Raw genomic sequence first — 24,855 nt, 5'->3', positions numbered from 1 at the left:
AGCAATATTGTTTTGTTAAAACAGAAAATAATATAATTATGCTCCATAACAACAATCCAAACAAAAGGAAATATTATGAAACCTATAAAACTGCTCAGCTTATTAGCTCTTGTTTCTTCTATATCTGCAAATGCAACTATTATTTTCCCAGGAGAAAATGGTTACGCTCCAACCACACCAGGTAACTCTTCAACACCATCAGAAATCACTTTCCCAACGTTTTCAAAAACACCTTTTGATCTTTATAATGGCTATACCATCAAAGATGGAGTTTTTCAGTCAAATGTAAATACTTGTGAGGTTATTATCGATAACCCTGAATATGAAGCTAAGATCATTTGGGAAGGGAAAACACCTAAGCTAATGATTGTTGGTAATACAAATCCTTTTCCATGTCGTGCTCTTTTCACTACTAACATGGAGCTGGACCTTACCCAGTTTTTAGACAACGTTCCGGCTCGTATCTTGGAGCAATTAGAATTAGCTAACCGCGTAATTATGCTACGTAATTATTAATGTTGATTGCTTATAAATAAACTTATAATTTTAAGCTCAAAGGCTGCCTGCAAGGCAGCCTTTTTATTTAATGTAAAAAGTATACTTCATGTCACAAATAAATCTTTTAATTATATTAAACCTAATTTACAAAAACCAATGTGATAATCTACTAAAAAATTTACAATATTATTTTATTAAATAAGCAGATGTTATAGATTCTTACGTGAGAATAATCCCAACAAAAGGAAATATCATGAAACCTATCAAACTCATCAGCTTATTAGCTCTTTTTTCTTCTATATCTGCAAATGCAAACATTATTTTCCCTGGTGAGCATAATCCTGTTGCTACTTCACCAGTTAATTCATCTACATCATCAAATGTTATTCCTCCTATATTCTCAATATTGCCTCTTACTTTTTATGATGGCTACACGATTAAAGATGGAATTTTCCGTTCAGAAGTAAATATTTGCACTGTTGCAATCGACAATCCTCAATACGAAGCAAAGCTTATTTGGGAGGGGAGAACACCCAAAATCATGATTTTAGGTAACACGATACCTGACCCATGTCGTGGCCTTGCCACTGCTATAATTGAGCTGGACCTCACCCAGTTTTTGAAAGATATTCCAATCAATATCTTTCAACATTTAGAAGTCGCTAATCGAGTCCAATTCCTACATTCGAGTTCAATTTCTGCACAATAAAAAGCAAAATCATAATAAACCCTGATATACCCAATCAATTGGAGTTGCAGGTAGACGGAAAATTACTTTGTTGCTGCTTGGGCGAAAGTAATGAATGCCGATCGATTTGATTTGGTGTAATCCATCTTTCATTCCTTTCAAGGCTGCCTATTAGCAGCCTTTTGTTTCAGCTTAGTGGGGGCATTTCTTATCAATCTCCTCATCGACTAAATTTTTGATCTCCAGTCTCACCCATTGATGAATCGGGTTGCTGTGATGAATAAGATGCCAAAATTGTTCAACCTGAAAATCGGCTGTGTAAAAAGGTAGGTCAGCAACCGCAATGTTATAACGCATGCCTAAGTGAGTGACCAAACGTTTGGGTAAAGTCGCGATAAGATCGGTATCCATAAGCAGCTCTGGCACCATGGAAAAGTGCGGCAATGACGCAACGACTTCTCGCTCTTGAGTTAATCTTTTGAGCTCGCGATCCATATCTGTTTTACCTAAACCATTTCCCGAAATGATCACATGTCGACTTTGGCAATAACCTTCCAATGTCATCGGTTGATTGGCTAACGGATGATTTCTACACATCACCACAGCATAGTTGTCATTGAATAATCGCTGTTTAAACACATTGGTCGGGGATTCATCCGTCGAATACAACAGTAAGTCGGCTACTTTTTCCAAGTAATCATGCAGCGGCATATAAGCGTTATACGGTACGATTTGTAACTTCAAATTCGGTGCACGCTGCTGAAAGCGTGCCAATAATTTCGGCACAATCATCATCATTTCAAAATCCAACGCACCAATGGTGAAAACACCGGAATAGCGTAAAGGATCAAACTCATCATCCACCAAAATTTTTCGAATCGTATTTAATGAGCTTTCTAGCTCACGGTAAAGGCGCTCACCTTTTGCGGTTAAACGGTATTCATTTTTTACTTTGACCAGCAGCGGATCACCAAATTGAGCGCGTAAGCGCATCAGAGCACGGCTGACGGCGGGTTGACTCATATTTAATGCCTGAGCGGCTTGGCTAATGTGCTTATGAATCAATAACTTTTCTAAAATCGTTAATAAATTTAAATCAATGCTGCGCAAATTGATTTCGGGGGCGACCATCTCATCACCTAATAATTTCGTGCATAAATGATATACATACTATAACAAGCATGCATTTTTGATATGTTTGTTTCTCCCTTATCTTTCTCCTCACCTGATTGAGGAGAGAAAAATGAAACTATCCACCCTAACCTTAGTACCTATTGCAGCTGCCCTATTTGCGTTTAATGTCAGTGCTAGTGGTCATAACCACGATAATCAACGCGCGATCTTTTTCCATGGTGAGAAAGCGCCAATCACACAAACCGAGGTTGAACCCTCCGCGACTCAAACGCTCAAAGTCGGTCAAAAAATCAACAATTTGTATGAGCGCCAGTTTGATAACAACCAAGCCACCGTTCAAAAATTGGGCAAAAATACCTACTGGATCGGGGTCAATTATTACAACGCTACCATTGTGGTTAACGAAGACTCAGTATTGCTGATTGATCCACTCGGCGATGGCCGCATTGATGCGCTTTTTAAAGGGGTGCAATCCATCACCAATAAGCCGATTACTACCATTATGTATTCGCACTACCACCTAGATCATGTGGGCGGCGGTCATCAACTGGTTGACTTAATTAAGAAACATTATCCAAAAATAGATAAAGTTCGTGTTATTGCTAGCCAAAATGTTGCAGACAAGATCAACCAACACGCCGAAGTAGGCGAAAACGGTGTGAAAAACCCGAAAGTTCCAGCACCGAATGACATATACGACTTAAAGAAGCCTCAAACGGTTAAATTTGGCTCAATGAAAATCCAGATGATGGCACCAGAAGGCTCTGGCCATACACCAGATAACACCATGATTCTGATCCCAAGCGATCGCGTGCTGCATTTCGCGGACATGATTAACCCCGATCAACTGCCGTTTTACAATTTCGCGGGCGCAGAGCATTTCCACGGTTACGAGGAAGATCTACAGAGCCTTCTGAGCAAACCGCTTATCAAACAGTGGGACTTTATTAACGGTGGCCATGGCAACATTGGTTCAAAACAGGATGTAAAAGATCTGCTGGAATATATTGCTGACATCAGAACTGAAGTAGGCAAGCAGCTAGAAGTGGTACCCTACACCCCAGTGTTGAGTGATGGCAACCACTTCGTTTGGTTCAAACGCTGGCAAGATGAAATCACTAACAATGTGCATACCGTACTAGCGAACAAATACGGTCACATGTACGGTTTCGATTCGGGAGCAGTTGAAACTCACGCGGCGATGATTCTCGCAGATATGATTGATCACTAATTAGACGACCTTCTCTATCTCTTCTATTTTCACGAAGTAAGCCCTGTTCATACAGCATGGACAGGGCTTTTTATTTTTCCCTTCACATGTTAAAAAACAACGTTTTTTGAATTTTACTTATCATCCTTAGACTGAATCCCGTCTCTAATTGGTTATTGAAGCGCTGCTCAATGAACTGCACCGTGAAGATCGGACCATTATCGTCGTCAGTGATGAGCCCACGGCTTAACTACAACCTAATGATGCGCCGTTTGTTTGGATTCAAGTGTAGTAAAGGTCACAGATAGCTTAGATCGGTCGCTTTGCCTTTGAAAATCCGATACACAAAAAAGGTGTACAGCAGAATGGTTGGCATGACGATCACCACACCAATCCCCACCACCATCAAGGTTTCAGGTGATGACGCCGCCTGCTGCGCAGTCATGATTCCGGGGACGATCTCAGGAAAGAAGCTGTACGCGAGCCCGAGGAAACTCAATCCAAAAATCAGCACCACACCAAAGAAAGGCCATTGCACACCCGCATCATTCACCGTCGGTACGCGTTTGAGATAGCGATCCACCACTAAAATCGTGGCAAAAACGATAATAGGGATCGGCGCAAGTAGGATCACCTCAGGAAAACTAAACCAACGTTCTGCGACTGCAGAATTCACCCATGGGTTGACCAAACTCACCGACAGCACCCCTAACGCTGCCAGCCACCCCGCTTTACGCGACCAACGCGCGGCACGCACTTGCAGCTCCCCTTCGGTTTTGAGCACCAACCAAGCGCCACCAATATACACATAGGCGGCGGCCACACAGAGTGCACTCAGCACCGCAAAAGCATAAGCTTCAGGCGCAGATTCAAATCCGACGACATAGCGGCCAATCATATAGCCTTGGGTAAGCGCGGCCAGCAGAGAGCCGATTTTAAAGCAGAGATCCCAATGATCTTTGTGGTCGGCTTTGGCTTTTGCCCGAAAATCAAACGCGACTCCACGCATGATGAGCGCGATTAACATCAATGCAGTCGGCAGATAAAGCTCAGTAAATATCAGGCTATGTGCCGTAGGAAAGGCAATCAGCAAGATACCGACCGCCAACACTAACCAAGTTTCATTGGCATCCCAAAATGGACCAATCGAGGCGATCATTCGATCGCGCTGCGCCACATCATTACGCGGCAGTAAAATGCCCACGCCCAAGTCATAACCATCCAACACCGCGTACATAAACACGGTGAAACCCAACAACAACAAATAAATTTCTGGCAAATACTGCATCATAACGCGGCCTTTGTAGAGCTTGGTGAAACTTGCGGTGCGTGTCCGGTTTTACGCGCAAGGTAAAACAGGGTGTGAACATAAGCGACCAACAACACAACATAAGTGATGAGATAAAGCGTCAGCGAGATCCCAACCGAGCTACTGGCTACGGGGGTCACGGCTTCAGCGGTACGCAATACGCCACTCACCAGCCAAGGCTGGCGACCAATTTCCGTGACATACCAGCCCGCAATCGTGGCGACCCAACCCGAAAAGGTCATGCCGATTAAGGCATACATATAGGGTTTGGGCAGCGGTTTGTTACGCCATACACGCCAAGCGCCAAACCAACTGACCAATAGCATCAGCACACCCACTCCCACCATGACGCGAAAACCAAAAAACAGCGGTGCGACGGGGGGATGATCTGGCGCGAAGGCATCAAGTCCAACAATTTCCCCGTTCATATCATGGGTTAAAATCAAGCTGGCCAAATTCGGAATACCAAGAGCAAAATCATTGCTGCGAGTCTCTTCATTTGGCAGAGCAAACAGCAGTAACGGTGCGCCACGCTCGGTCTGCCATACGCCCTCCATCGCCGCGATTTTCGCTGGTTGATGTTCTAAGGTGTTGAGGCCATGTAAATCCCCTACCAAGATCTGCACAGGAATCGCTAACGCGGCCACACTCACGGCCACTTTTAAGCCCATTTTGGCGTCTTGATGCTTAGCATTACGCAGCACTTGATAAGCACTGATCCCGGCAATCAAAAAACTTGCCGTCAATGCCGATGCCAGCAAAGTATGCGCTAAGCGATATGGCATCGAGGGGTTAAAAATCACCTCCTTCCAACTGGTGACATGCACCACGCCATCAATCACTTCATAACCGGCTGGAGTGTGCATCCAACTGTTGAGCACCAGAATCCAAAACGCAGATAAACTGGTGCCCACAGCCACCAGCACAGTCGATAAGGTATGCAACCATTCCGGTACTCGCCCTCGGCCAAACAGCATCACGCCAAGAAACGTCGCTTCCATAAAGAAGGCGGTCATCACTTCATAGCCAAGTAAGGGACCTGCCACATTGCCCACCCGCTCCATAAAGCCCGGCCAGTTAGTGCCAAATTGAAAACTCATGGTAATGCCCGACACCACCCCAAGAGCAAAAGTCAGCGCAAACACTTTTACCCAGAAATAGTAGAGATCGAGCCATTCACTGACTTGTGTTCGTAAATAACGCCATTTGAAAAACACCAATATCCAACCCAACGCAATGGTTATGGTGGGAAACAGTATATGAAAGCTGATATTGGCAGCGAATTGGATCCGCGACAGCATGAGGGTATCTAACATCTCTTTTCCTCAAAAAATGAAACAAACCAGTGATGGGGTTAACACTAACGACCATCTTTAGTGACTCATACGTCATTAGCACTGGATTGGTTTAGTCCGCGCAGCGCAAATTGCCCGTGCCAGACAAATTTGATTTGTATCAATTTTGATGAAGGAAACCGAGAGAAAATGTGTATCTAAACTCAGAGAAATAATGACAAAACATTACCTGATAAGCATAAGAAATAACGCCTTAAGGGAGCGTTCAAACCGTCCAAGGATTTTTATACACAATTCGTCATTCCTGTTCGGGTTGGGCTGCTTTTTTCGTCCATAAACGCAAAAGTCGGTTGCAATCATCAGTAATGCGATAATAATTATCATTTAAAAAAGAAGGGGGAGATATGGAAAACAGAACGTGGTTATACAACGCCTTTTTTAAGGCGCAGGATCGATTTCTAGCGTATGAGGTGGAGAGCGTTTTTGAACCCGAAGTGATCTATGATTACATTCATTGCGCGCGCTTACTCGCCTCACACCATTACCAAGGTGCAAAAGAGCAAAACTTCCTACTGTGTGAACTGTTTCTACGCCAAATCTACTTCCATTTTTTAGATGCCATTCAAGACCCTACACGTAGCCGCATTTTCCGCCGAGTCTGCCTTGATTCCATCTATATCCTCTTGATGGAGCTCAACAAATGTTATCAACAAGTGGATAACGGTGAACTGCGTTTACGCCAACTCAAACAACAATTACAACGGATTCAAGCCCCGCTTGATTAACCAAAAGGATCTGTTATGACTCGCGAATACCGAATTGAAAAAGACAGCATGGGTGAAGTAAAAGTCCCTGCTGATGCGTTTTATCAAGCACAAACTCAACGTGCCGTAGATAACTTTACGTTAAGCCGCTACACCATGCCTAGCTTGTTTATTGCTGCCCTCGCCTACATTAAACAAGCGGCGGCGATGACCAATGCGCAGTTAGGTCATTTAGAAGGGGACATCGCCCAAGCGATTGCCAATGCATCGCAAGCGGTGATTGATGGTCAGTATGCCGAACAGTTCCCGATTGATGTTTTCCAGACAGGTTCAGGCACCAGCTCCAATATGAACGCCAATGAGGTGATTGCCACCCTCGCCTCGCGTGAATTGGGCTATGCGGTGAGTCCAAACGATCATGTCAACATGGGACAAAGCAGTAATGATGTGATCCCAACAGCAATCCAAGTCAGTGCGGCCATCAATATCGAGCAGCAACTGCTCCCCGCGTTGTCGCATTTAAGTCAAACTCTCGCGGATAAACAGTTAGAGTTGGCTGATTTGGTCAAAACTGGCCGCACTCATTTGATGGATGCGATGCCCGTGACTTTCGCACAAGAACTGGGCGGATGGAAAAGCCAAATCGACCACGCCGCGCAAGGCATCAGCCATGCGCTTTCCCCCATCAAAGCCTTGGCGCAAGGCGGCACAGCAGTCGGCACCGGCATTAATGCGGATCCGCGCTTTGCGCGAATTTTTGCCGATAACCTGAGCCAACTAAGTCATGTGGCTTTTCAGCCCAGCGACAATTTTTTCTATAACCTAAGCAGCCAAGACTGCGTAGTCGGCCTTTCTGGTCAGCTGAAAACCGCCGCGGTCGCGCTGATGAAAATCGCTAATGATTTGCGCTGGATGAACTCTGGCCCCTTGGCCGGTTTAGGGGAAATTGAGCTGCAAGGCTTACAACCGGGCTCCTCAATTATGCCGGGGAAAGTCAACCCTGTGATCCCAGAAGCCGTGACTATGGTCGCTGCGCAAGTGATTGGTAATGACACGACGATTACCGTGGCTGGCCAATCCGGTAATTTCCAACTGAATGTGATGTTGCCAGTCATTGCGCACAACCTATTGGAATCCATTGAGTTATTGACCAATGCCAGCTATGCGCTCGCCGATAAAGCCATCGCGACCTTTAAAGTGCGGCACAACAATCTGGAAAAAGCCTTGGCAAAGAACCCCATTCTCGTCACCGCCCTAAACCCTGTGATTGGTTATCTGAAAGCGGCGGATATTGCCAAAAAAGCCTACCAGCAGGGCCGCGCGATTTTGGATGTCGCCGCGGAAGAGACGGATCTGGATCGCGCCACGCTGGAATCTCTGCTTGACCCGAAAAAACTCACGCAAGGCGGGATTGCCCAATAAACACTAGCCATAAAACCTTAGCCATAAAACAATTCGCCCCTCATCGAGGGGCGAAATCTATGAAAGAGCAAGGCTCTACTCACCAATCCAACCCAGCCATTGCCACCAGAGATAATCGAGTGGCATCAACAGCAATAACGTGATCGCCGCTAACGGCAAGGTGATCTTCAATACCTTGGCTAAGGGCTCTTGCGCAAGCTGCATCGCCACCAGCAAGGGCGCTACCTGATAAGGAAAAATAACCGTTGAGAAACCTATCACTTGGGTCATCAATACCGCGGGCAGTGAAAAACCGGTGGCTTGCGCAAAATCCGCTGCCATTGGCGTTAATACAGTCGGTACTCCGGGCACGGTTGCCACTAGGCCAGTTAAGGTCGCAATCCATGACAAGGCCATAAAACTTTGAAATGGTGAGTTACCATCCGTAGGCAACATTTGACTTAGCCCTTTACCTAGTTCCGATCCCAACCCAGAGCTATTGACCAAGGCACCTAAGCCAAGGGCGGCCGCGACAAAAATCACACTGGAAAAATCGACCGAACTGTTAAAACTTTTCGCGTCTAAAACTCCCCATTTCGGTAAGAGTAAAATGATGGCTGTGACTAAGCCAATCCAAGCTGGATTGATACCGTGTAAGCCATCTGTTACCCAAAGTAGTAAGGTTATGCCAAGCAATAACGCCACTTTTCGCTGTTTCACCGCATCATTGACCGCTTGCTCCTTGACTCGCGAAGGTTGACTATTCAGATGATCTGGAAATACCCACAAGACTAACAGCACAATCAAAACCGATTTGATGAAACCTAAAATGGGGAAATGTAACAGCAGATATTCTGTGTATCCAAAGCGGATGCCAAATAACTGCTCACTGGCCCCTGATAAAATCATGTTCGGAATGTTGGAAGGCAATACCGCAAAACTGGGCATGTTACAGGACAAGGCTAACGCGGTTGCAACGCCAATTCGACCGTTACTGCCTCGAGCCAACCCTACCTGATCGGCTAACGCCATCCCAATCGGCACCAATATCACCGCTCTGCCCACCGAGGAAGGCATCACAAGCCCAAGCAAAGCCGCGCTGGCGACTAAACCCGCAATTAATTTTGGGTAGCTGGTCGTCAAAGCCGGTGCTATAGACGAGGCGAGACGTTGGCTAAACCCTGAAACGGAAATCGCACTGCCAATCACAAAACCAGAGATGATCAGCCATACTGCTGTTGAGCCGAATCCAGAAAAAAGCAGCTGCGGATCAAGCAAATGAAAAATCGTACTGAATGCGAAAAAAATTAGGCCAGCCATAAATGGCGGTACAAATCCGGTGATCCACAAGATCAGGGTAAGCAATACCACAGCAGCGCTGTAAGAAAAGTGTGCAGGATAAGTACTCAACGGAAAAATACCCAGCAACAATACGGCAGATAACCCAAAATACAATGGGATTTTTTTAAAGCTGAAATCACCTTGCATAATGATCTCCTTATGAATTGGTTGCTTAATGAACATATGCCTCCTACTATACTCCACCTTGAATGGCGCATTAAGGTAGTGATATGCCAAAGCCTATCTCCAAAACGACATTATTTACCCCTAGTTATGCTCCATTTATCCTCGATCCGAGCAAACCTGTGCTTACTCACGCACGAGATATGCAGGCTGAAACTGGCATTGAGCCGCACTCTCATCCACGTTCTCAGTTGCTTTGGGCAGCAAAAGGGGTGCTACGTGTGCGAAGTGACACTGCGGTTTGGGTGGTTCCGTCCACACATGCGGTTTGGATCCCTAGCGGCCTTCCCCATCAAGTGGTGTGCGAAACCTTAGCTCACACTCGTAACTTGTATATTGATCCAAGCTTTATCGTTCGTGCACAAGATGAAAAAGTAGTAATGGTGTCCATGAGCTCACTGATGCGTGAAATCATCCTCCGCCTCACGGAGAATGTTCAACCCCACAGGCCTGAGCCTTTACATCGCCTCGGGCTAGTTGCGATTGATGAGCTAGAACGGCTAGCCAGTGTCGATACTCACTTGCCTGCTGGTTCGGATCCACGGCTAAGCCGAGTGATCCAGCGTTTAATTCGCGAGCCTCAAGCCAACTTTTCGCTTGTGGAGCTCGCCGAAATTGGCGGAGCAAGCATCCGCACTATAGAAAGGCTATTCAAATCCGAAACTGGCTTAACTTATCGCCAGTGGCGTCAACGTTTTAGGTTACTCAACGCCTTAGAAAAGCTACATCAAGGAGGTAGCACAACGGCGGTTGCACATGATTTAGGATATTTGAGTGTGAGCAGTTTCAGTTCAGCATTCAAAGCGGAATTTGGTAGAACTCCGCAAGAATATGCGAGTCATAGAACGCTTAATTCAACATGCTCTAAAACGCTTCCCTGATGATTTATTCATCAATAAACCACTGTTGTAAAACGCGGAAGACTGCACCAATCAAGCATGCGATTGATGATGAGTCATCAGTCCAAATCCTGTGGCAAGAATGAACTCATAACACTGAATGTCTGTAATATACCCCAAGCCAATATTGGCTTGGGGATCTGGGTTGGTAGCGGAGTCATCATGAAACTAAGCTTAAAGTTCATTAAAAAGAGACGTCCTTTCTTATGGGGAGCAGCGATTTTTCTTGCTCTCATCACCCTATCTCTACTGGGCTTACGGGATAACGGCTCTTATTACCAATCGAGACATTGGATAGACTCCAATTCACCTTGGTATATTCAATTCTCGATTGCGATGCTCGGTGTCGCTTTAATGACCTACAGCCAAGCACCTCGATCTAAGCTCGGACAATTGGGCAAACAGATTTATCGGTTTATTCTTTGGGTAGTGCGACAAAAGCAAGCCAGAAAGCCACGTGTTTAATGGTGTTCATTCTCCACTAAGCAAACTTGCTGCGAAACGCGAAGTAGACCGCCCCCACCAGACAAAGCCCAGCCCACAAGTAATCGAGCTTTAATGGCTCACGCAGATAGAAGACTGAGAAAGGTACAAACACCATTAAGGTGATCACTTCTTGCAAAATTTTAAGTTGCCCAACATTCAGCGCGGTATAGCCAATTCGATTGGCTGGTACTTGCAGTAAGTATTCAAACAGCGCAATGCCCCAGCTCACCAACGCCGCAATAATCCAAGGTTTGTTATTCAACTCTTTAAGATGCGCGTACCAAGCAAAAGTCATAAACACATTGCTGCAAATCAGCAAACCGACACTGACCACAATCGGATTCATTTTTACTCTGTCCTCTTTGGATAACCGTCCCAAACTACGGCGACGCTAGTCTATAGGAGCGCCATGCCGTTTGCATCTTACCTTTGCGGCACTTTACTGCGGATAATCCGATACATATAAAGCACAATAACTAGGTTGATAAGCAGAGCCGCAATACTGAATACACCAGGATGGGTAAACAACTCATACACTTCAAATGGCAGATAGATGGCTCCGCTGAGCAGTGCAAACCACTCCGTCCACAATAAGTTGTGCCAAAGACCATAAGCTTCAATCAAACGGATCGCACCATACACTAGCGCACCTGCGGCCACCCAGTTGAAATTGAAATGGGTGAGAAGCCCCGCTTGATGCAGTAATTTCTCTGGCCAATAACTGGCAGGATTGAGGTGCAAGTGCTGCAACAGATCTTGCAACAACTGCTGTAGGCTATCGCCGGCAACATGGTGCAGCCCTAACCCCAACAATAGGGACACGATCCCTTTGGTCGACTCTAAAATCGCGACCGCTTTTAAGCCTTGGTGTTTATTCGACATGCTTATTTCACCATGATTCTTGCGCTCGATTACTTCGCTAGTTGATAAGTAATGACATACAGCTCATCGATATTGGGGTAAATCTCTTGTATCAATGCCTTGAGTTTGGGTAATTCTATCTCTTCTTGCTCAGCGTGAAACTCGTTGATCTCATCAAACTTGAGCGGTTCAACAGCCAGAATATCTATCTCACACACTTTACGATGGGTTTCTAAAGTGAACACTTCAACGCGAGTGCCGGGCACGTAATGGCTCTCCGATTTATCACGGATGGTGATGGTCTTCTGGCCAGAAGCCACCAAGGGGGTCAAAAATTCAAAAAAGGTAATTTGAGTTGGGATGGACATATTCAGAGCCTCGATAAATCGCGTATCAGGGGTGCTTTATGAAGCATTCCCCTAATGAGGTCAAGGGATTATCGAGGTCGTTTGAATGACAATTTTGCGAATCCGCTTCGCTGCCTAAAGCTGAGTAATTGAGCTTCTGAGAGTAATCCAAACTAGATTAGTTGAATGATTGAGTATGAGGCTGCACGGCCAATTTTTCTTGATGTAGTGCTTTTAACGTTTCAGATTGTCCGTACAACTCAGCAAACTCTTGCACCGAGAGTCCCGCTTTATTGCGAAGGTCATCCGCACACTCGGCTTGGTATAACGCTCTCGCGATTTGGATCTCCCGCTTTATTAACGCCCCCATTAAAGCAGTATTGCCACGTTTATCTTGCAAACAAGCATTCGCTCCGAAGCGCAGTAAGAGTTCCACGGTTTGCGCGTTGCCTTGGTAGGCGGCAACCATTAATGCGGTATAGCTTTCCGCGTTTCGTTGATTAATCGGGAAGCCAGCAGAAAGAAATTCATTCACGACTTCGTTATTTCCCGCTCTTGCTGCCGCGAAAAAGAGTGAGATCAGAGATTGATATTCTTGGTTTACATCTGACCGTGCAATGCCAGACGGCTCCGAAGCCGCAGCACTGAATCTAAAAGGTGATAGTACCAATAAACCTATTAAGGCGAGCTGCCATAGCCATTTCATCATTCCTCTCCTTTCCAATGGTGAATGCCCCACAAGAGCCCTATTTTCTGGGCAGAAAAGAGCGGATTTATCTCTTGTGGGGCAATTTTTTATCGGTTACATCGCGGCCAGTTTTACCACTTGTTGCAGATCGGTATTGGTCGCACTGGCTAAGCGAGTGCCATAATCCTTATCCGCTCGGTAGAAATGGCTGACCATAGTGGCTTTGATCTCTTTATCGGTCACTTTGTTTAAGTCACCTGCCAAGTTGATGATGAGATCTTGCTTGTCCTGTTCATTTAAGCTGCGATAAAGCACGCCAGCTTGGTAGAAGTTGCGTGGATTACTGATCGCATTTTGCTGCACAGTACCAACGAGTTTGGTTTCCACCGCTTTGAACTCAGGATCTTCCTTAAGATCAAGCTGGCGGCTTGGTTCGTAATTAATATCAGAGCTTGCTTGCGCGTTGTTACTAGATCCATCTTGGTTATGGCTGTTCACCTCTACCAACGGGCGGTTAATGGGTAATTGGAATAAATTCGCGCCTAAGCGATACAGCTGTGTATCGGCGTATGCAAATAAGCGGCCTTGCAACAAACGATCTTCCGATGGCTCAATACCTGGGATCAGGTTTGATGGCGCAAAGGCCGACTGTTCGGTTTCCAAAAAGAAGTTATCCGGCACCTTGTTTAAGGTCATCGTACCAACTTTCTTCTCGGGCACATCCAACCACACTTTGGTGGCATCTAAGCCGTTGTAATCGAGTTTGTTCAATTGTTCTGGAGTCAATACTTTCACATAAAGATCCCATTTCGGGTGATTACCTGTATTGATTTGCTGGTACAGATCATTGGTCAGGTGATTAAAATCTTGCCCCTGAACTTTGACTACCTCATCGGGGCGCAAGCTTTCAATCCCTTGCAGACTCTTCCAATGGAATTTCACATAGTTCACCTCGCCTTTTTGATTGATCCATTTGTAAGCATGAACCCCAAAACCATCCATGGTTCGATAGCTGGCTGGTGTGCCTAAATTGGTATACACCCAAGTCAACATATGTGTAGACCCTGGTTCATGACTGAAGAAATCAAAAAAGCGATTCGGATCCTGAAGATTGGTGACGGGCGATGGTTTCAGCGAGTGAACCATATCCGGAAACTTGATCGAATCACGAATGAAGAACACAGGTAAGTTGTTTCCAACCAAATCCCAGTTGCCTTGTTCGGTATAAAATTTGGTTGCAAAACCTCGAGGATCGCGCAGCGTTTCTGGCGAGCCTTTTGAATGAATCACCGTTGAAAAACGCACAAATACTGGCGTAATTTTGCCTTTGCTGGTGAACGGCGCTGAGAGCGTCAGATCACTAAAGTCACCGGATGCGACAAACTCACCATGCGCGCCTGTTCCTCTGGCGTGCACTACCCGCTCAGGAATACGTTCTCTGGCAAAACGCTGCAATTTTTGGATCAGATGAACGTCTTGCAGCAATACACTGCCATGTTCACCTGCCGTGATGGAATTTTGGTTATCGCCAACTGGCGCACCGTTGTCTCGCGTGAGAGTTTGTGCTTGTACGGATACCGCCACAAACCCCATTGAAATAATTAAAAAGCTTTTTGACATATGCATGGTTGCTCTCCAATGCGACCTGCCATTCTGACCGACGTTGCGGAGAATGAAGAAATCAAAAGCTCTTTTCTGCCCAGCAAGAATATACGGGCAAATAACCATTTTCACTAAATGGGAAATAACGATGAATTTAATAGAGAAAAACGATTTAAACCAAAGTTGTATTAATTTATCTTGATTGCTATTTATCGTATGGCGTTATTTTGCTCAGAGTATTTGTGACACTGCTTCATAATATTCATTAGTAATTATTAAATTAGCTCTCGATATTTTTCAGTTTCATAAAACCGTTCGATTTTTAAAAAGACGCATCTTAACTCCAAATGCGATACAGAAAATTGATCGAACCTCTCGCATTAACCATTCACGGATGAGTTGGGCTTACCCACTTTTTCAGGTCTCGTTATTTCTAATCTCATCGGCGTGACGAAGGTTATTATTGGAATACACTTATTCGTGGATTCCGATCACCAAAAGTAACTAACTATTCCTCACTTGCAGACATTATGATATTCATCACAACACTTAGCGTTTTAATTCCTACGCTATGAAACATAGACATTATCTGATGAAATGTCGGTACTAAATTTTCCTATTAAAAGATATCGTTATCTTGCTACCACAATTCAGGGACTTAAAAAAATAGTAGAGTGTATTTATTTCCTCATACAAACAATACCGTAATGCAATAATGGTAATGATCTACGATAACGGTGTTGGCTATGTTTGCTCATCCCAATCACATACTTTGACTTCAAACAACAAGAGTACAAACTCGATGCTATGCTGCAGAAAATTGGAGATTAATTAATAAAACTGTCATAACAACTCTCTAATCTTGCTGCGTTTAATGCATAAGTACTAGTGGACAACCATGAATCACATCCACCCCTACCAAAATGAATTGAGTGATATTTTGCGCAAACAGCGCATTACCCCGCTATTCCAACCCATTGTGCACCTTGCGAGCGAGCATGCTATAGGGTACGAGTCGCTCAGTCGAGGCCCTCAACAAAGTCCTCTTCATACGGCGGGTTCTCTGTTTGAAGCGGCTGAACAGTGCCAGCGCTTACCCGAGTTAGAGAAAATTTGTGTACACAAGGCGGCGGCAGCTTGGTCAAGCTTTGGGATCGATTCACAGCTTTTTATCAACCTGAGCCCAGATATGTTGCTGCATTCACAACAGCACCAGTGGGAATTACCACAATTGATGCAGCGTCACCGTCTATCCGCCAATCAGGTCGTGTTTGAAATTTCTGAGCGCACCCCTGCATTGCAGTTGGATGAGTTGAAAAACTCGGTTCAACATCTACAAGCACAAGGATTTTCAATAGCGATTGATGATATGGGCTCTGGGTATTCAGGATTAAAACTGTGGTCTGAATTACAGCCGGATTTTGTGAAAATTGATCGCTACTTTATCCATAACATTGACAGTAACCCAATCAAACTGAAATTTGTGCGTAGTTTGGTACAACTGGCAGAACAACTTGATTGCCAATTAATTGCAGAGGGAGTAGAAACGCGCTCCGAACTTTTGGCCATAGCGGATTTAGGTATCGAGTTAGTCCAAGGGTATTTATTCGGTCGCCCTCAACTTACGCCTCAGCGAATATATCATTCGCAGAGTTTTTCCTCTGCCACGGTCTTAAACATCGAGTCAGCTCGTACAGAAACGCCTCTTCAGTACCTAATGTTTCAAGATACTCCACGTATGTCTGCGTTATAGCCTCAAGTTATCTCCTGCTTACTTGCTGGGAAACCAAGGATTGGGATTAGCGTATATACACCGGATGTGATGAATAAAAAGAATGATGGACACAGATAACCGCTGGAGAATTGCGTTTCGCTCTATACGCGGAGAACTGATCATTATCGGGATGATAGCGGTCAGCATAGTATTGATTAACACGCCTAAGTTATTGTTTGAAGATAAGATCCACGCTTATGAAAAAGAGCAATTGCAACTGACTGTCGAACTACAGAAAACCCGTATTGACTACGCAAGCCTGATTCTAGAACATCTAGAAACCCACACATTGACTCCACAGTTGCAAGAATTCTTCAATCTGTACCATGGCAATTTATGTGTGCTGGATGAGAATTCCCCACAACAATGCCCGTTGAGCATTATCGATGCGGTTCAATCCACCACTTCAGCAAGTGATTTTGTCGCTTCTACCTCAGTAAACATCACGTTTGCAGAAGGTTCTATCCTATTTTTTCAAGTGCAAGGCAAACAGATCCGAGTGCTATGGTTCAACCATGCTTCATTTTGGCCAGCACCACAGAAAAACATCAGCTTGGTCTTGGTTCGCGGTAATCACATTCAGTTCTTAGATAATCCGATTGCACACTATAACGCTCTACTGAATTACACGATTTTGCGCCACCGAGATGATTACGGGACTTTGCAGTTTGAAAACATGGAGTTGAGCTTTCTTCGTTGGCACCTTGGTGAATATCAATTGATCAGTGTGCTTAACGACAAAGTACGCTTGTTTAATCTTATTTACTGGGTAATGTCGGCCAGTTTAACCCTGTTACTGACTTTGACTTGGTTCCTCACTCGACTCAATCTACAAAAAGTGGCGGCGCAGCGTCATGTTTATATCGACAACTTAACTCGGCTCAATAACCGACATTTTCTGAATAAAATCAGTACTAAGTTTATTGAACACCCTCACTCCATTGCCGCGATGATCGACATCGATCACTTTAAGAAAATTAATGACCAATATGGGCACATTACCGGAGATCGCATTCTACAGGCGGTGGCCTCTTGTCTGCGCAAAAATGTCCGAGATGGAGACACCATTATCCGCTTTGGTGGAGAAGAGTTTTTACTATTGTTCCAAGCCCATTCAAACAAAGAAGCTTGGCACATGCTCGACCGATTGCGTCAGCGAGTTAAAGACGATCATAGCTTGTACGGAACAACGATTTCGATTGGTTTTACTTTTATCGATGGTAGTTTACCCGCTGCTATTTCGCGGGCAGATACTGCACTCTATCAAGCAAAAGAAGCAGGACGTAACCAAGTGGTTGCCGACAGCGAGAAAGAGAATGACTCAGCAGCAGATTTACCGATTCAGTGCTGAGTCTTATGCCCAAGATGTTAAAAAACAAACTGATAGCGTGTTTGATAGCGATAGACTTCTCCGGGTTGCAGGATGCAGCTCGGTTGCGGCCATTCTGGATGACGAGGGGAATCGGGTAAAAACTGCGTTTCTAAAGCGAGGCCTGCATAATCCTTGTAGTGCGAACCAAGGCGATTGGGTGTTCCCGCCAACCAATTACCGGTATAAAGCTGCATAGCAGGTTTATCCGTACTGACGAGCAGTTGCACTTTCTCATCGGCAGACCACACCTTAGCGATAGGCGTGTGCATATCACGCTCTGGCGAAAAGAAATAACTGTGGTCATAGCCTTTCGCACGGATTTGCTGTTTATCTTGAAGCAAATCTTCCCCAACCCTTTTCGGTTGAGTGAAATCAAAACCGCTACCCAGTACCGATTGCAACTCCCCGAGCGGGATACCCGAGGCATCCGTTGGTAAGAACTGCTTTGCATCAATCCAGAGCTGATGATTGAGGCAATCACTACCTTGCTCAGCGCCATTCAAATTAAAGTAGGCGTGGTTCGTCAGATTCACGGAGGTCGCACGATCGGTGGTGGCTTGGTAGTCGATATTCACCCCACCTTGCTCATCCAACCGGTAGGTCACTGCAACGTGGAGGTTGCCCGGAAAGCCTTGATCTCCGTCAGCAGAAAGCAGTTGAAAGGTCACATGCTGTGCGCTTTGCTGCGTGATTTGCCAGCGACGACGATCAAACCCAACAACGCCACCGTGTAACGTATTGCCAGCTTGATTGACCGACAAAGCATATGTTTGTGTCCCTATCTTGAGTTCGCCACGCGCAATCCGATTGGCATAACGCCCCACCGTTGCGCCTAAATAACTGCCTTGGCGCACAAAATCATCCATGCTGCTTACGCCAAGTAGCACTTCTCTTGATTCATCGCCCATCGGTAAAGTGCAACTGAGCCAAGTGGCACCGATATCCATCACTACCACACGCATACCGCGGCGGTTAGTGAGCTCAATAAGCTTGGCAGGCTGACCATCATAGGCGGCCTGTGCTGTCATGCTGGTGAATAACGCGTTCATCTCTAACCTTGTGCAAGCTCAACCAATCCCGCGCCCGAAGTTGCATGGCAGACATAGATCGATGCCTTAAGCCCTGTCGCAGCTTCATAGTGTTCAGCCACTGCTTGCTGCACCGCTTCTACTTGCGTCGGATGTACGAGGGCAACCACACAACCACCAAAACCGCCGCCGGTCATCCGCACACCACCTTGATCGCCAATCACAGATTGAACAATCTCGACCAGCGTATCTATCTCCTTGACGGTAATTTCAAAATCATCACGCATCGAAGCGTGAGAAGCGGCCATTAACTCGCCTAAGCGCGTCATGTTTCCTTCACGCAGTGCCTGAGCGGCATGTAAAGTGCGTTCATTTTCCGTGATGACATGGCGCGCACGTTTGGCCACCACAGGATCAAGTTCGGCCTGCTTTGCAGTCAATTGCGCCAAAGTGACATCGCGAAGCGCTTTCACACCAAAAGTTTTGGCTGCGGCTTCGCATTGCTGACGACGGGTATTGTATTCACTCTCTACCAAGCCGCGTTTTTTATTGGAATTGAGGATCACCACTGCCATCTGCTCTGGCATCGCAACGGCCTCGGTTTGCAAGCTACGACAATCAAGCAACATGGCATGGTTCGCTTGCCCCTGCGCCGAGATCATCTGATCCATAATGCCGCAGTTACAACCGACAAACTGGTTCTCCGCTTGCTGGCCATTGAGGGCGATCTCCGCCTGACTGATTTTTAGCTGGTAAAGCTCTTTAAAAGTTTGCCCAATCACGACTTCTAAAGCCGCCGAGGAACTGAGCCCCGCCCCTTGAGGTACGTTACCTGAAACCACAATATCTGCGCCATTAAACTCAAAACCACGTTCAATCAAGCATTTAATGACGCCGCGAATGTAGTTCGACCACATTTTTTTAGGCTGAAAGGCAATCTCTTCTCGCAGGTCAAATTCGTCCGTGTCATTGTCGTAATCGACGGCGACCAAACGCACTCGAGAGTCTTCCCGTTTGGCTGTAGCCACGACGGTTTGGTAGTTAATCGCACAAGGCAGCACAAAGCCATCGTTGTAGTCGGTGTGCTCACCGATCAAATTGACCCGCCCCGGAGCTTGCACAAGGTGTGTAGCATCATAGCCAAAGAGTTGTGCAAAGGTTGTAGTCACGTTTTGGATTAATTCAGACATAGGGCTTCTCACTTTAAATGGGGAGAGCGGCGCTGGCATTGGCGATACGCTGCTCAAAATATCTCTTATTGATGGTTATGCTGTTCTTTGTAGTGAATATCACTCACCGCGCGTAAACGCTCTGCGGCCTGCTCTGCGGTTAAATCACGTTGGCTTTCTGCCAGCATTTCATAGCCAACCATAAACTTGCGAATGGTTGCGCTACGTAGCAGCGGCGGATAAAACAGCGCGTGCAACTGCCAGTGGTTAATGTCGGTACCCGCTTCAAAAAATGGCGCAAAGTGCCAGCCCATCGAATATGGAAAAGCACATTGGAATAAATTGTCGTAGCGGCTAGTCAGTTTTTTGATGGCAAGTGCAAGATCATCACGCTGCTCATCATTGAGCTCACTCATGCGGCGAATATGAGTTTTGGGCAACAACAGGGTTTCAAACGGCCAAGCCGCCCAATAGGGCACCACCGCTAACCAATGTTCGGTTTCCACCACGGTTCGCGCGCCATCTTTTCGCTCGGCTTGTACGTAATCCACCAGCAAATTGCGGCCATATTGTTGGTAATAAGCCTTGAGGTGCTGCTCTTTGCGTTCTATTTCGTTGGGTAAAAAACTGTTCGCCCAGATCTGTCCATGGGGATGCGGCTGAGAGCAGCCCATAGTTTCACCTTTGTTCTCAAAAGCTTGCACCCAAATATACTCTTTACCGAGCTCTTCGATTTGTTCGTTCCATGTCTCTATCACGCCACGAATCTTATGCACGGGTAACTCTGGCAGCGTTTTGCTATGATCAGGAGAAAAACAGATCACCCGACTCAAACCACGAACCCCTTGAGTTTTGAACAGCGGATTATCGGACTCTGGCGCTGCTGGAGAATCCGTCATCAGCGCAGCAAAATCGTTATTGAACACATAAGTGCCGCTATAGTTGGGATTCACATCCCCAGAAATACGAGCATTGCTTGGACACAAAAAGCATTGCGCATCATAGCTGGGCAACTCAGCGAGCGCCGGTTTCTCATCGGCCCCACTCCATGGACGCTTTGCTCGGTGAGGTGAAACGAGGATCCACTGCCCAGTCAATGGGTTATATCGACGGTGTGGATGATCGACAGGATTAAACTTAAGCTCAGACATGAACACTCTCTCACGCCCTCCACTGCAACAATCGAGTGAGAAGGCAGTTAGCAAAGATCAAACAGTAGGCTCACGACGCACAGTCCAGCCTTTTACCAAGCATAGCAATCCTACTATCGAACATTCTGTGAAGTGAATCGCACTGTGTAAACGCTTTCACAAGTTATCACTAAGGCAGCCAAAATCATCTACGCTAAACGCCGCATATTGTGAAGTCTGATAAAAAGGTAATGGATGTCAAAGCAATAGCAGACAAGGAACACCCAATCAACGGGAATGGTTGACGGTCAGTGACAGCGCATTGCGCGTGGTACTCCGCCAAATTGAGGGAGAGATGTCATGCTCTCATCAAGCATCAAAGTTAAACGTTTACACAAAGCGTACAGGGCGAGTCAATCTGGTTACTGCACCTGCAACTCCAAATCGTTTAGGTATAGTGATATTTAAGAGTCAAAGGCGTAATCATCCAACTGAATTTTCGGAGCGCGCAACGCATTCAATGCCCCGAGCAACGCAAGCAGCGCCGCAACCGCAAAGCCAATTTGAAAAGCATGCAAAATCTCACTTTGTGGCAATGCGGCAATCGCCTGCAAACCACTGTTTGGCGATAAACCGGGGAGTAAGGAGTAAATCAATGTACCAAAGAAAGCGGTGCCGACCGATGCCCCTAACGAGCGACTCAACGAAGCCATCGCAGTGATCCGCCCTAAATTGGCTTTACCTGCCAACGTTTGAACTAAAACTTGGGTTGAGGGCATCACAGTGCCTAAGCCTAAACCACATAAGGCAGCAATCGCACTCACCACGGGCGCAGAGAGCGAAAACATCGCCAACACAGCAAAGGCGCAGCTACTTAAACTCATACCAAACACAGGCAAAAATTTGGGCACTCCTGTTTTAGCAATCACTTTACCGGTCGTATAGGCGCCACCAATAATGCCGCACGACAGGGGGATAAGCAGTAGTCCCGATTGTGCTGCGTTAACTCGTAAGCCGAGCTGTAAAAAAATCGGCAAAAAGAAGATAAGCGCAAACAAACAGGCCGCGAAAATGAACGTGGAGAGCAGCGGAATATGTATTTCACGACGCGCCAATAAACGGAGTGGCAAAAAGGAAGCCGTGACTCGCTTTTGCTGGGCGATAAACAGCAAGCTCGTTAAAACAAATGCACTCACTAGGCTTATGCTGGTGACCGAGAACCACGGAAAATAGTGCCCGCCAGCCGAAAGCCAATAGATGATGAGAGTCATCATACTGGGAAACAGGATAAGCCCAGCCACATCAATTGAAGCCTCAGACTTACGCGAACTTTGCACAAATTGAAATCGTGCCAGTCGATACAAAGCGATGCCCACAAGCGGCAGGTTAAACCAAAACAGCCATTGCCAAGAAAGGTAGGTTACCAATACACCGCCTAACACTGGTCCACCAATACTGGCCACCGCAAACAGTGAGGAAAAATAGCCCTGAAAACGAGCACGCTCGCGGGGCGGTACTAATTCCCCGATCAAGGCTTGCGACAAGCTCATCAAGCCGCCGCTACCCAATCCTTGTACAATCCGCCCAGCCACCAACCACGGCATATTCATTGCAAAAGCACAAATGATTGAACCTAAAGCAAAAATACTCAGCGCAATCATTAACATCGGTTTACGTCCATACTGATCCCCTAACCAGCCGTAAACCGGAACACTGGCCGCACTTGCCAGCATGTAACCAATCGCAATCCAGGAAGAAAGTTGCAAGTTGCCCAGATCGCGCACAATCGCAGGCGTCGCGGTAGCCAGCAAGGTTTGATCAACGGCCGCCAAAAACATTGGCAAAAAAACCGTAAAAAAGATGCCCAAAAAGGTTTTTCTATCTACAGGCTGCGACATACCTTCCTCATCGATAACTCACTAGAACACGACAACACCCACTTAAGATATTCATAAAATCAGAATGATGTGGACATCTCGCGGTCAAGCTTACTCCTTAAATTTCGTCAACTGAATCAAAAAGCTGACAAAAATTAAACCATGATTTGTGAGTGAAGATTAGGAAGGAAACATCAAATGCTATTTGCGCTTCTTGGCTTCTCAAGTTCCGAAAAGCACAAAGCCCGCATTAAGCGGGCTTTGTGTGGTGTTCATATTGAACGAATTCTGGTGCGTCTAAGTGGACTCGAACCACCGACCCCCACCATGTCAAGGTGGTGCTCTAACCAACTGAGCTATAGACGCATACGGTTTTTTAGTTTCTCATGGTGCGTCCGAGTGGACTCGAACCACCGACCCCCACCATGTCAAGGTGGTGCTCTAACCAACTGAGCTACGGACGCATCGCTTGAGAACGAGGTGGATATTAGCGGCAGATTTTCTGACGTGCAAGCCCAATTTCTTTGTTTTTGAATCGTTTGGCTTTTCTCTCATCATTTTGATGTTTTTTTGTGCTTTTGCTGTTCTTTTTCAGCTTTCGTTTTTTGGACAGCTGATAATTTACAGAATTAGAGCGCCGTCTACTTTTGTGATATGCATTCAAGATCCATATTGATCAAGCGATTCAACTCTGTACTATAAACCCTTACGTTTAGCCCCGGAGAGGGTGAGCCCATGGATGCTAGGTTATTTGATAACACACAAACGCTTCGAGCTTCAGTGCTATGCGGCCTGAGCTTCTTTTGGGCTTTGATCGCCTTTTTGATGGCACTGATCAATTTTTGGTCGATACAAGTGATTGAACTCGCGTTACTTGAGCTAATTTGTGCTGTCTACTCTCTTTACATTTATTCACAGGCTAAGCGTCGCACTCACACTAAAGAACAAGTCTATCTCTATTTGTTTATATTAACTGGCACAACACTTTTTGCGACCTATATGAAACCCTTAATGATGGGGGTTTATATCTGGAGCTGCTTTGTGCCTATCCTGTTTTACATTTTCACCTCTGCCCGTTTTGCCTTTATCACCTCTAGCCTGTTTTTGGCCATTCAAAGCAATACTATTTATTGGCAATTACAACAAACTAGTACGGATATCTCTTGGTCCGTGCTTCTGCACCTATGCTTTGCTTACATTGGAATTTGGGTAGTTGCCCATGTTTACGAAGATAATCGACGTAAAATTGAAAATTCCCTACTCTATCTTGCTTCGCGAGATCCTTTAACCGGCGCGCACAACCGTTTGTCACTCACCACATCATTCCAACATTTTGAACAGTTTAATGATCAAACCTCACTCTGTTTACTCGTCATTGATTTGGATTTTTTCAAATCGATTAACGATCAATTTGGCCATGACACGGGAGATAAGGTTTTGATTGAAACCACTCGTCTTCTCACTCAAGTGGTCGGTGACAACAATTTATATCGAATTGGCGGTGAAGAGTTTTGTGTCACGTTATTTGATCAATCACTCGAACAGGCTGGACGAGTTTGCGAACGCTTGAGAGCGATTGTCAGTCAGCACCTATTTGCGTTTGGAGAAAAACGGGTACAAGTGACGATCAGCATTGGGGTGTGCGAGTATCAAGCAGGAGATCAACTGAACGATCTCCTGAAATTCGCAGATATAGAATTGTATCGAGCCAAAAAGGCGGGGAGAAATCAGGTTCGTTTATTCAGACATGCCTCAACTAACGCCGCGGTGGTCACTCAACAAACCGAGAATCTGTGAGT

The 24,855-nt window shown here is 45.8% G+C and carries 23 protein-coding genes and 2 tRNA genes; 10 read left to right on the top strand and 15 right to left on the bottom strand.

Annotated elements, in window-relative coordinates; genetic code table 11:
* The first annotated feature begins 75 nt into the window (after positions 1 to 75).
* Positions 76 to 516: a hypothetical protein gene (locus CEQ48_RS11210; RefSeq protein WP_089071300.1), complete on the top strand. Its 441-nt coding sequence runs from the start codon at positions 76 to 78 to the stop codon at positions 514 to 516.
* A gap of 235 nt (positions 517 to 751) precedes the next feature.
* Positions 752 to 1,207 carry a hypothetical protein gene (locus CEQ48_RS11205; RefSeq protein ID WP_089071299.1) on the top strand — a complete coding sequence of 152 codons (456 nt, stop codon included), beginning with the start codon at positions 752 to 754 and terminating at the stop codon, positions 1,205 to 1,207.
* A 171-nt stretch (positions 1,208 to 1,378) separates the two neighbouring features.
* Here CEQ48_RS11205 and CEQ48_RS11200 read toward each other — a convergent pair whose 3' ends face one another.
* Positions 1,379 to 2,317: a LysR family transcriptional regulator gene (locus CEQ48_RS11200; RefSeq protein ID WP_089071298.1), complete on the bottom strand. Its 939-nt coding sequence runs from the start codon at positions 2,315 to 2,317 to the stop codon at positions 1,379 to 1,381.
* Positions 2,318 to 2,429: 112 nt separating this feature from the next.
* Here CEQ48_RS11200 and CEQ48_RS11195 point away from each other — a divergent pair, with 112 nt between their 5' ends.
* Positions 2,430 to 3,551, top strand: coding sequence for a VarG family subclass B1-like metallo-beta-lactamase (locus CEQ48_RS11195; protein ID WP_157724694.1), 1,122 nt, complete (start codon positions 2,430 to 2,432; stop codon positions 3,549 to 3,551).
* 277 nt (positions 3,552 to 3,828) lie between these two features.
* Here CEQ48_RS11195 and CEQ48_RS11190 read toward each other — a convergent pair whose 3' ends face one another.
* Positions 3,829 to 4,821, bottom strand: a complete 993-nt coding sequence (locus tag CEQ48_RS11190; RefSeq protein WP_000984103.1) for a cytochrome d ubiquinol oxidase subunit II — start codon at positions 4,819 to 4,821, stop codon at positions 3,829 to 3,831.
* A complete protein-coding gene (locus CEQ48_RS11185) occupies positions 4,818 to 6,155 on the bottom strand; it encodes a cytochrome ubiquinol oxidase subunit I (RefSeq protein WP_089071296.1) in 1,338 nt (445 codons plus the stop codon). Before CEQ48_RS11185 ends, CEQ48_RS11190 begins: the two co-directional genes overlap by 4 nt.
* A gap of 383 nt (positions 6,156 to 6,538) precedes the next feature.
* On the opposite strand from CEQ48_RS11185, the gene CEQ48_RS11180 reads away from it, so the two are divergent.
* Together CEQ48_RS11180 and CEQ48_RS11175 are read left to right on the top strand one after the other, a co-directional pair.
* The gene (locus tag CEQ48_RS11180) at positions 6,539 to 6,919 is read left to right on the top strand and encodes a hypothetical protein (protein WP_089071295.1); all 381 of its coding nucleotides are present in this window, start codon (positions 6,539 to 6,541) and stop codon (positions 6,917 to 6,919) included.
* A gap of 15 nt (positions 6,920 to 6,934) precedes the next feature.
* Positions 6,935 to 8,320 (top strand): class II fumarate hydratase, encoded by a 1,386-nt coding sequence (locus CEQ48_RS11175; RefSeq protein WP_089071294.1) that lies wholly within the window; start codon positions 6,935 to 6,937, stop codon positions 8,318 to 8,320.
* 75 nt (positions 8,321 to 8,395) lie between these two features.
* Here the strand turns inward: CEQ48_RS11175 and CEQ48_RS11170 are convergent, their stop codons facing one another.
* Positions 8,396 to 9,787: an SLC13 family permease gene (locus tag CEQ48_RS11170; RefSeq protein WP_089071293.1), complete on the bottom strand. Its 1,392-nt coding sequence runs from the start codon at positions 9,785 to 9,787 to the stop codon at positions 8,396 to 8,398.
* Positions 9,788 to 9,870: 83 nt separating this feature from the next.
* On the opposite strand from CEQ48_RS11170, the gene CEQ48_RS11165 reads away from it, so the two are divergent.
* The gene (locus CEQ48_RS11165; protein WP_089071292.1) at positions 9,871 to 10,704 is read left to right on the top strand and encodes an AraC family transcriptional regulator; all 834 of its coding nucleotides are present in this window, start codon (positions 9,871 to 9,873) and stop codon (positions 10,702 to 10,704) included.
* A 180-nt stretch (positions 10,705 to 10,884) separates the two neighbouring features.
* Positions 10,885 to 11,187, top strand: a complete 303-nt coding sequence (locus CEQ48_RS11160) for a hypothetical protein (RefSeq protein ID WP_113602654.1) — start codon at positions 10,885 to 10,887, stop codon at positions 11,185 to 11,187.
* 16 nt (positions 11,188 to 11,203) lie between these two features.
* On the opposite strand, the gene CEQ48_RS11155 is transcribed toward CEQ48_RS11160, so the two are convergent.
* The 5 genes from CEQ48_RS11155 to katE1 all read right to left on the bottom strand — a co-directional run bounded on the left by CEQ48_RS11155 (position 11,204) and on the right by katE1 (position 14,730).
* Positions 11,204 to 11,554 (bottom strand): DMT family protein, encoded by a 351-nt coding sequence (locus tag CEQ48_RS11155; RefSeq protein WP_001068360.1) that lies wholly within the window; start codon positions 11,552 to 11,554, stop codon positions 11,204 to 11,206.
* 77 nt (positions 11,555 to 11,631) lie between these two features.
* Positions 11,632 to 12,090 carry a DUF2127 domain-containing protein gene (locus tag CEQ48_RS11150; protein WP_089071290.1) on the bottom strand — a complete coding sequence of 153 codons (459 nt, stop codon included), beginning with the start codon at positions 12,088 to 12,090 and terminating at the stop codon, positions 11,632 to 11,634.
* Between the two features lie 29 nt (positions 12,091 to 12,119).
* The gene (gene yqfB, locus CEQ48_RS11145) at positions 12,120 to 12,437 is read right to left on the bottom strand and encodes a N(4)-acetylcytidine aminohydrolase (RefSeq protein WP_089071289.1); all 318 of its coding nucleotides are present in this window, start codon (positions 12,435 to 12,437) and stop codon (positions 12,120 to 12,122) included.
* Positions 12,438 to 12,594: 157 nt separating this feature from the next.
* Positions 12,595 to 13,125, bottom strand: coding sequence for an ankyrin repeat domain-containing protein (locus tag CEQ48_RS11140; protein ID WP_198301266.1), 531 nt, complete (start codon positions 13,123 to 13,125; stop codon positions 12,595 to 12,597).
* Between the two features lie 93 nt (positions 13,126 to 13,218).
* Positions 13,219 to 14,730, bottom strand: a complete 1,512-nt coding sequence (katE1, locus tag CEQ48_RS11135; protein ID WP_089071287.1) for a catalase KatE1 — start codon at positions 14,728 to 14,730, stop codon at positions 13,219 to 13,221.
* An 874-nt stretch (positions 14,731 to 15,604) separates the two neighbouring features.
* Here katE1 and CEQ48_RS11130 point away from each other — a divergent pair.
* Together CEQ48_RS11130 and CEQ48_RS11125 are read left to right on the top strand one after the other, a co-directional pair.
* Entirely contained in the window at positions 15,605 to 16,459 is an 855-nt protein-coding gene (locus tag CEQ48_RS11130; protein WP_089071286.1) for an EAL domain-containing protein, read from the top strand.
* Positions 16,460 to 16,610: 151 nt separating this feature from the next.
* Positions 16,611 to 17,831 (top strand): GGDEF domain-containing protein, encoded by a 1,221-nt coding sequence (locus CEQ48_RS11125; protein WP_198301295.1) that lies wholly within the window; start codon positions 16,611 to 16,613, stop codon positions 17,829 to 17,831.
* Between the two features lie 17 nt (positions 17,832 to 17,848).
* Here CEQ48_RS11125 and galM read toward each other — a convergent pair whose 3' ends face one another.
* The 6 genes from galM to CEQ48_RS11095 form a co-directional block, all read right to left on the bottom strand.
* Positions 17,849 to 18,901, bottom strand: a complete 1,053-nt coding sequence (galM, locus tag CEQ48_RS11120) for a galactose-1-epimerase (RefSeq protein ID WP_198301265.1) — start codon at positions 18,899 to 18,901, stop codon at positions 17,849 to 17,851.
* Positions 18,902 to 18,903: 2 nt separating this feature from the next.
* Positions 18,904 to 20,070, bottom strand: a complete 1,167-nt coding sequence (gene galK / locus CEQ48_RS11115; RefSeq protein WP_198301264.1) for a galactokinase — start codon at positions 20,068 to 20,070, stop codon at positions 18,904 to 18,906.
* A 65-nt stretch (positions 20,071 to 20,135) separates the two neighbouring features.
* The gene (locus CEQ48_RS11110) at positions 20,136 to 21,200 is read right to left on the bottom strand and encodes a UDP-glucose--hexose-1-phosphate uridylyltransferase (protein WP_089071283.1); all 1,065 of its coding nucleotides are present in this window, start codon (positions 21,198 to 21,200) and stop codon (positions 20,136 to 20,138) included.
* 443 nt (positions 21,201 to 21,643) lie between these two features.
* On the bottom strand, positions 21,644 to 23,077 hold the full coding sequence (locus tag CEQ48_RS11105) for an MDR family MFS transporter (RefSeq protein WP_089071282.1): 1,434 nt from the start codon (positions 23,075 to 23,077) through the stop codon (positions 21,644 to 21,646).
* A 268-nt stretch (positions 23,078 to 23,345) separates the two neighbouring features.
* Positions 23,346 to 23,422: transfer RNA gene (locus CEQ48_RS11100), tRNA-Val, on the bottom strand.
* A 21-nt stretch (positions 23,423 to 23,443) separates the two neighbouring features.
* Positions 23,444 to 23,520: transfer RNA gene (locus tag CEQ48_RS11095), tRNA-Val, on the bottom strand.
* Positions 23,521 to 23,791: 271 nt separating this feature from the next.
* Here CEQ48_RS11095 and CEQ48_RS11090 point away from each other — a divergent pair.
* Positions 23,792 to 24,853, top strand: coding sequence for a GGDEF domain-containing protein (locus CEQ48_RS11090; protein WP_089071281.1), 1,062 nt, complete (start codon positions 23,792 to 23,794; stop codon positions 24,851 to 24,853).
* Positions 24,854 to 24,855: the final 2 nt, after the last annotated feature.

It is taken from the genome of Vibrio tarriae (genome assembly GCF_002216685.1).
Taxonomy (GTDB): Bacteria; Pseudomonadota; Gammaproteobacteria; order Enterobacterales; family Vibrionaceae; genus Vibrio; species Vibrio tarriae.
Note: the sequence above shows the minus strand (reverse complement) of the source record. Positions and strands in the feature narration are given on the sequence as shown.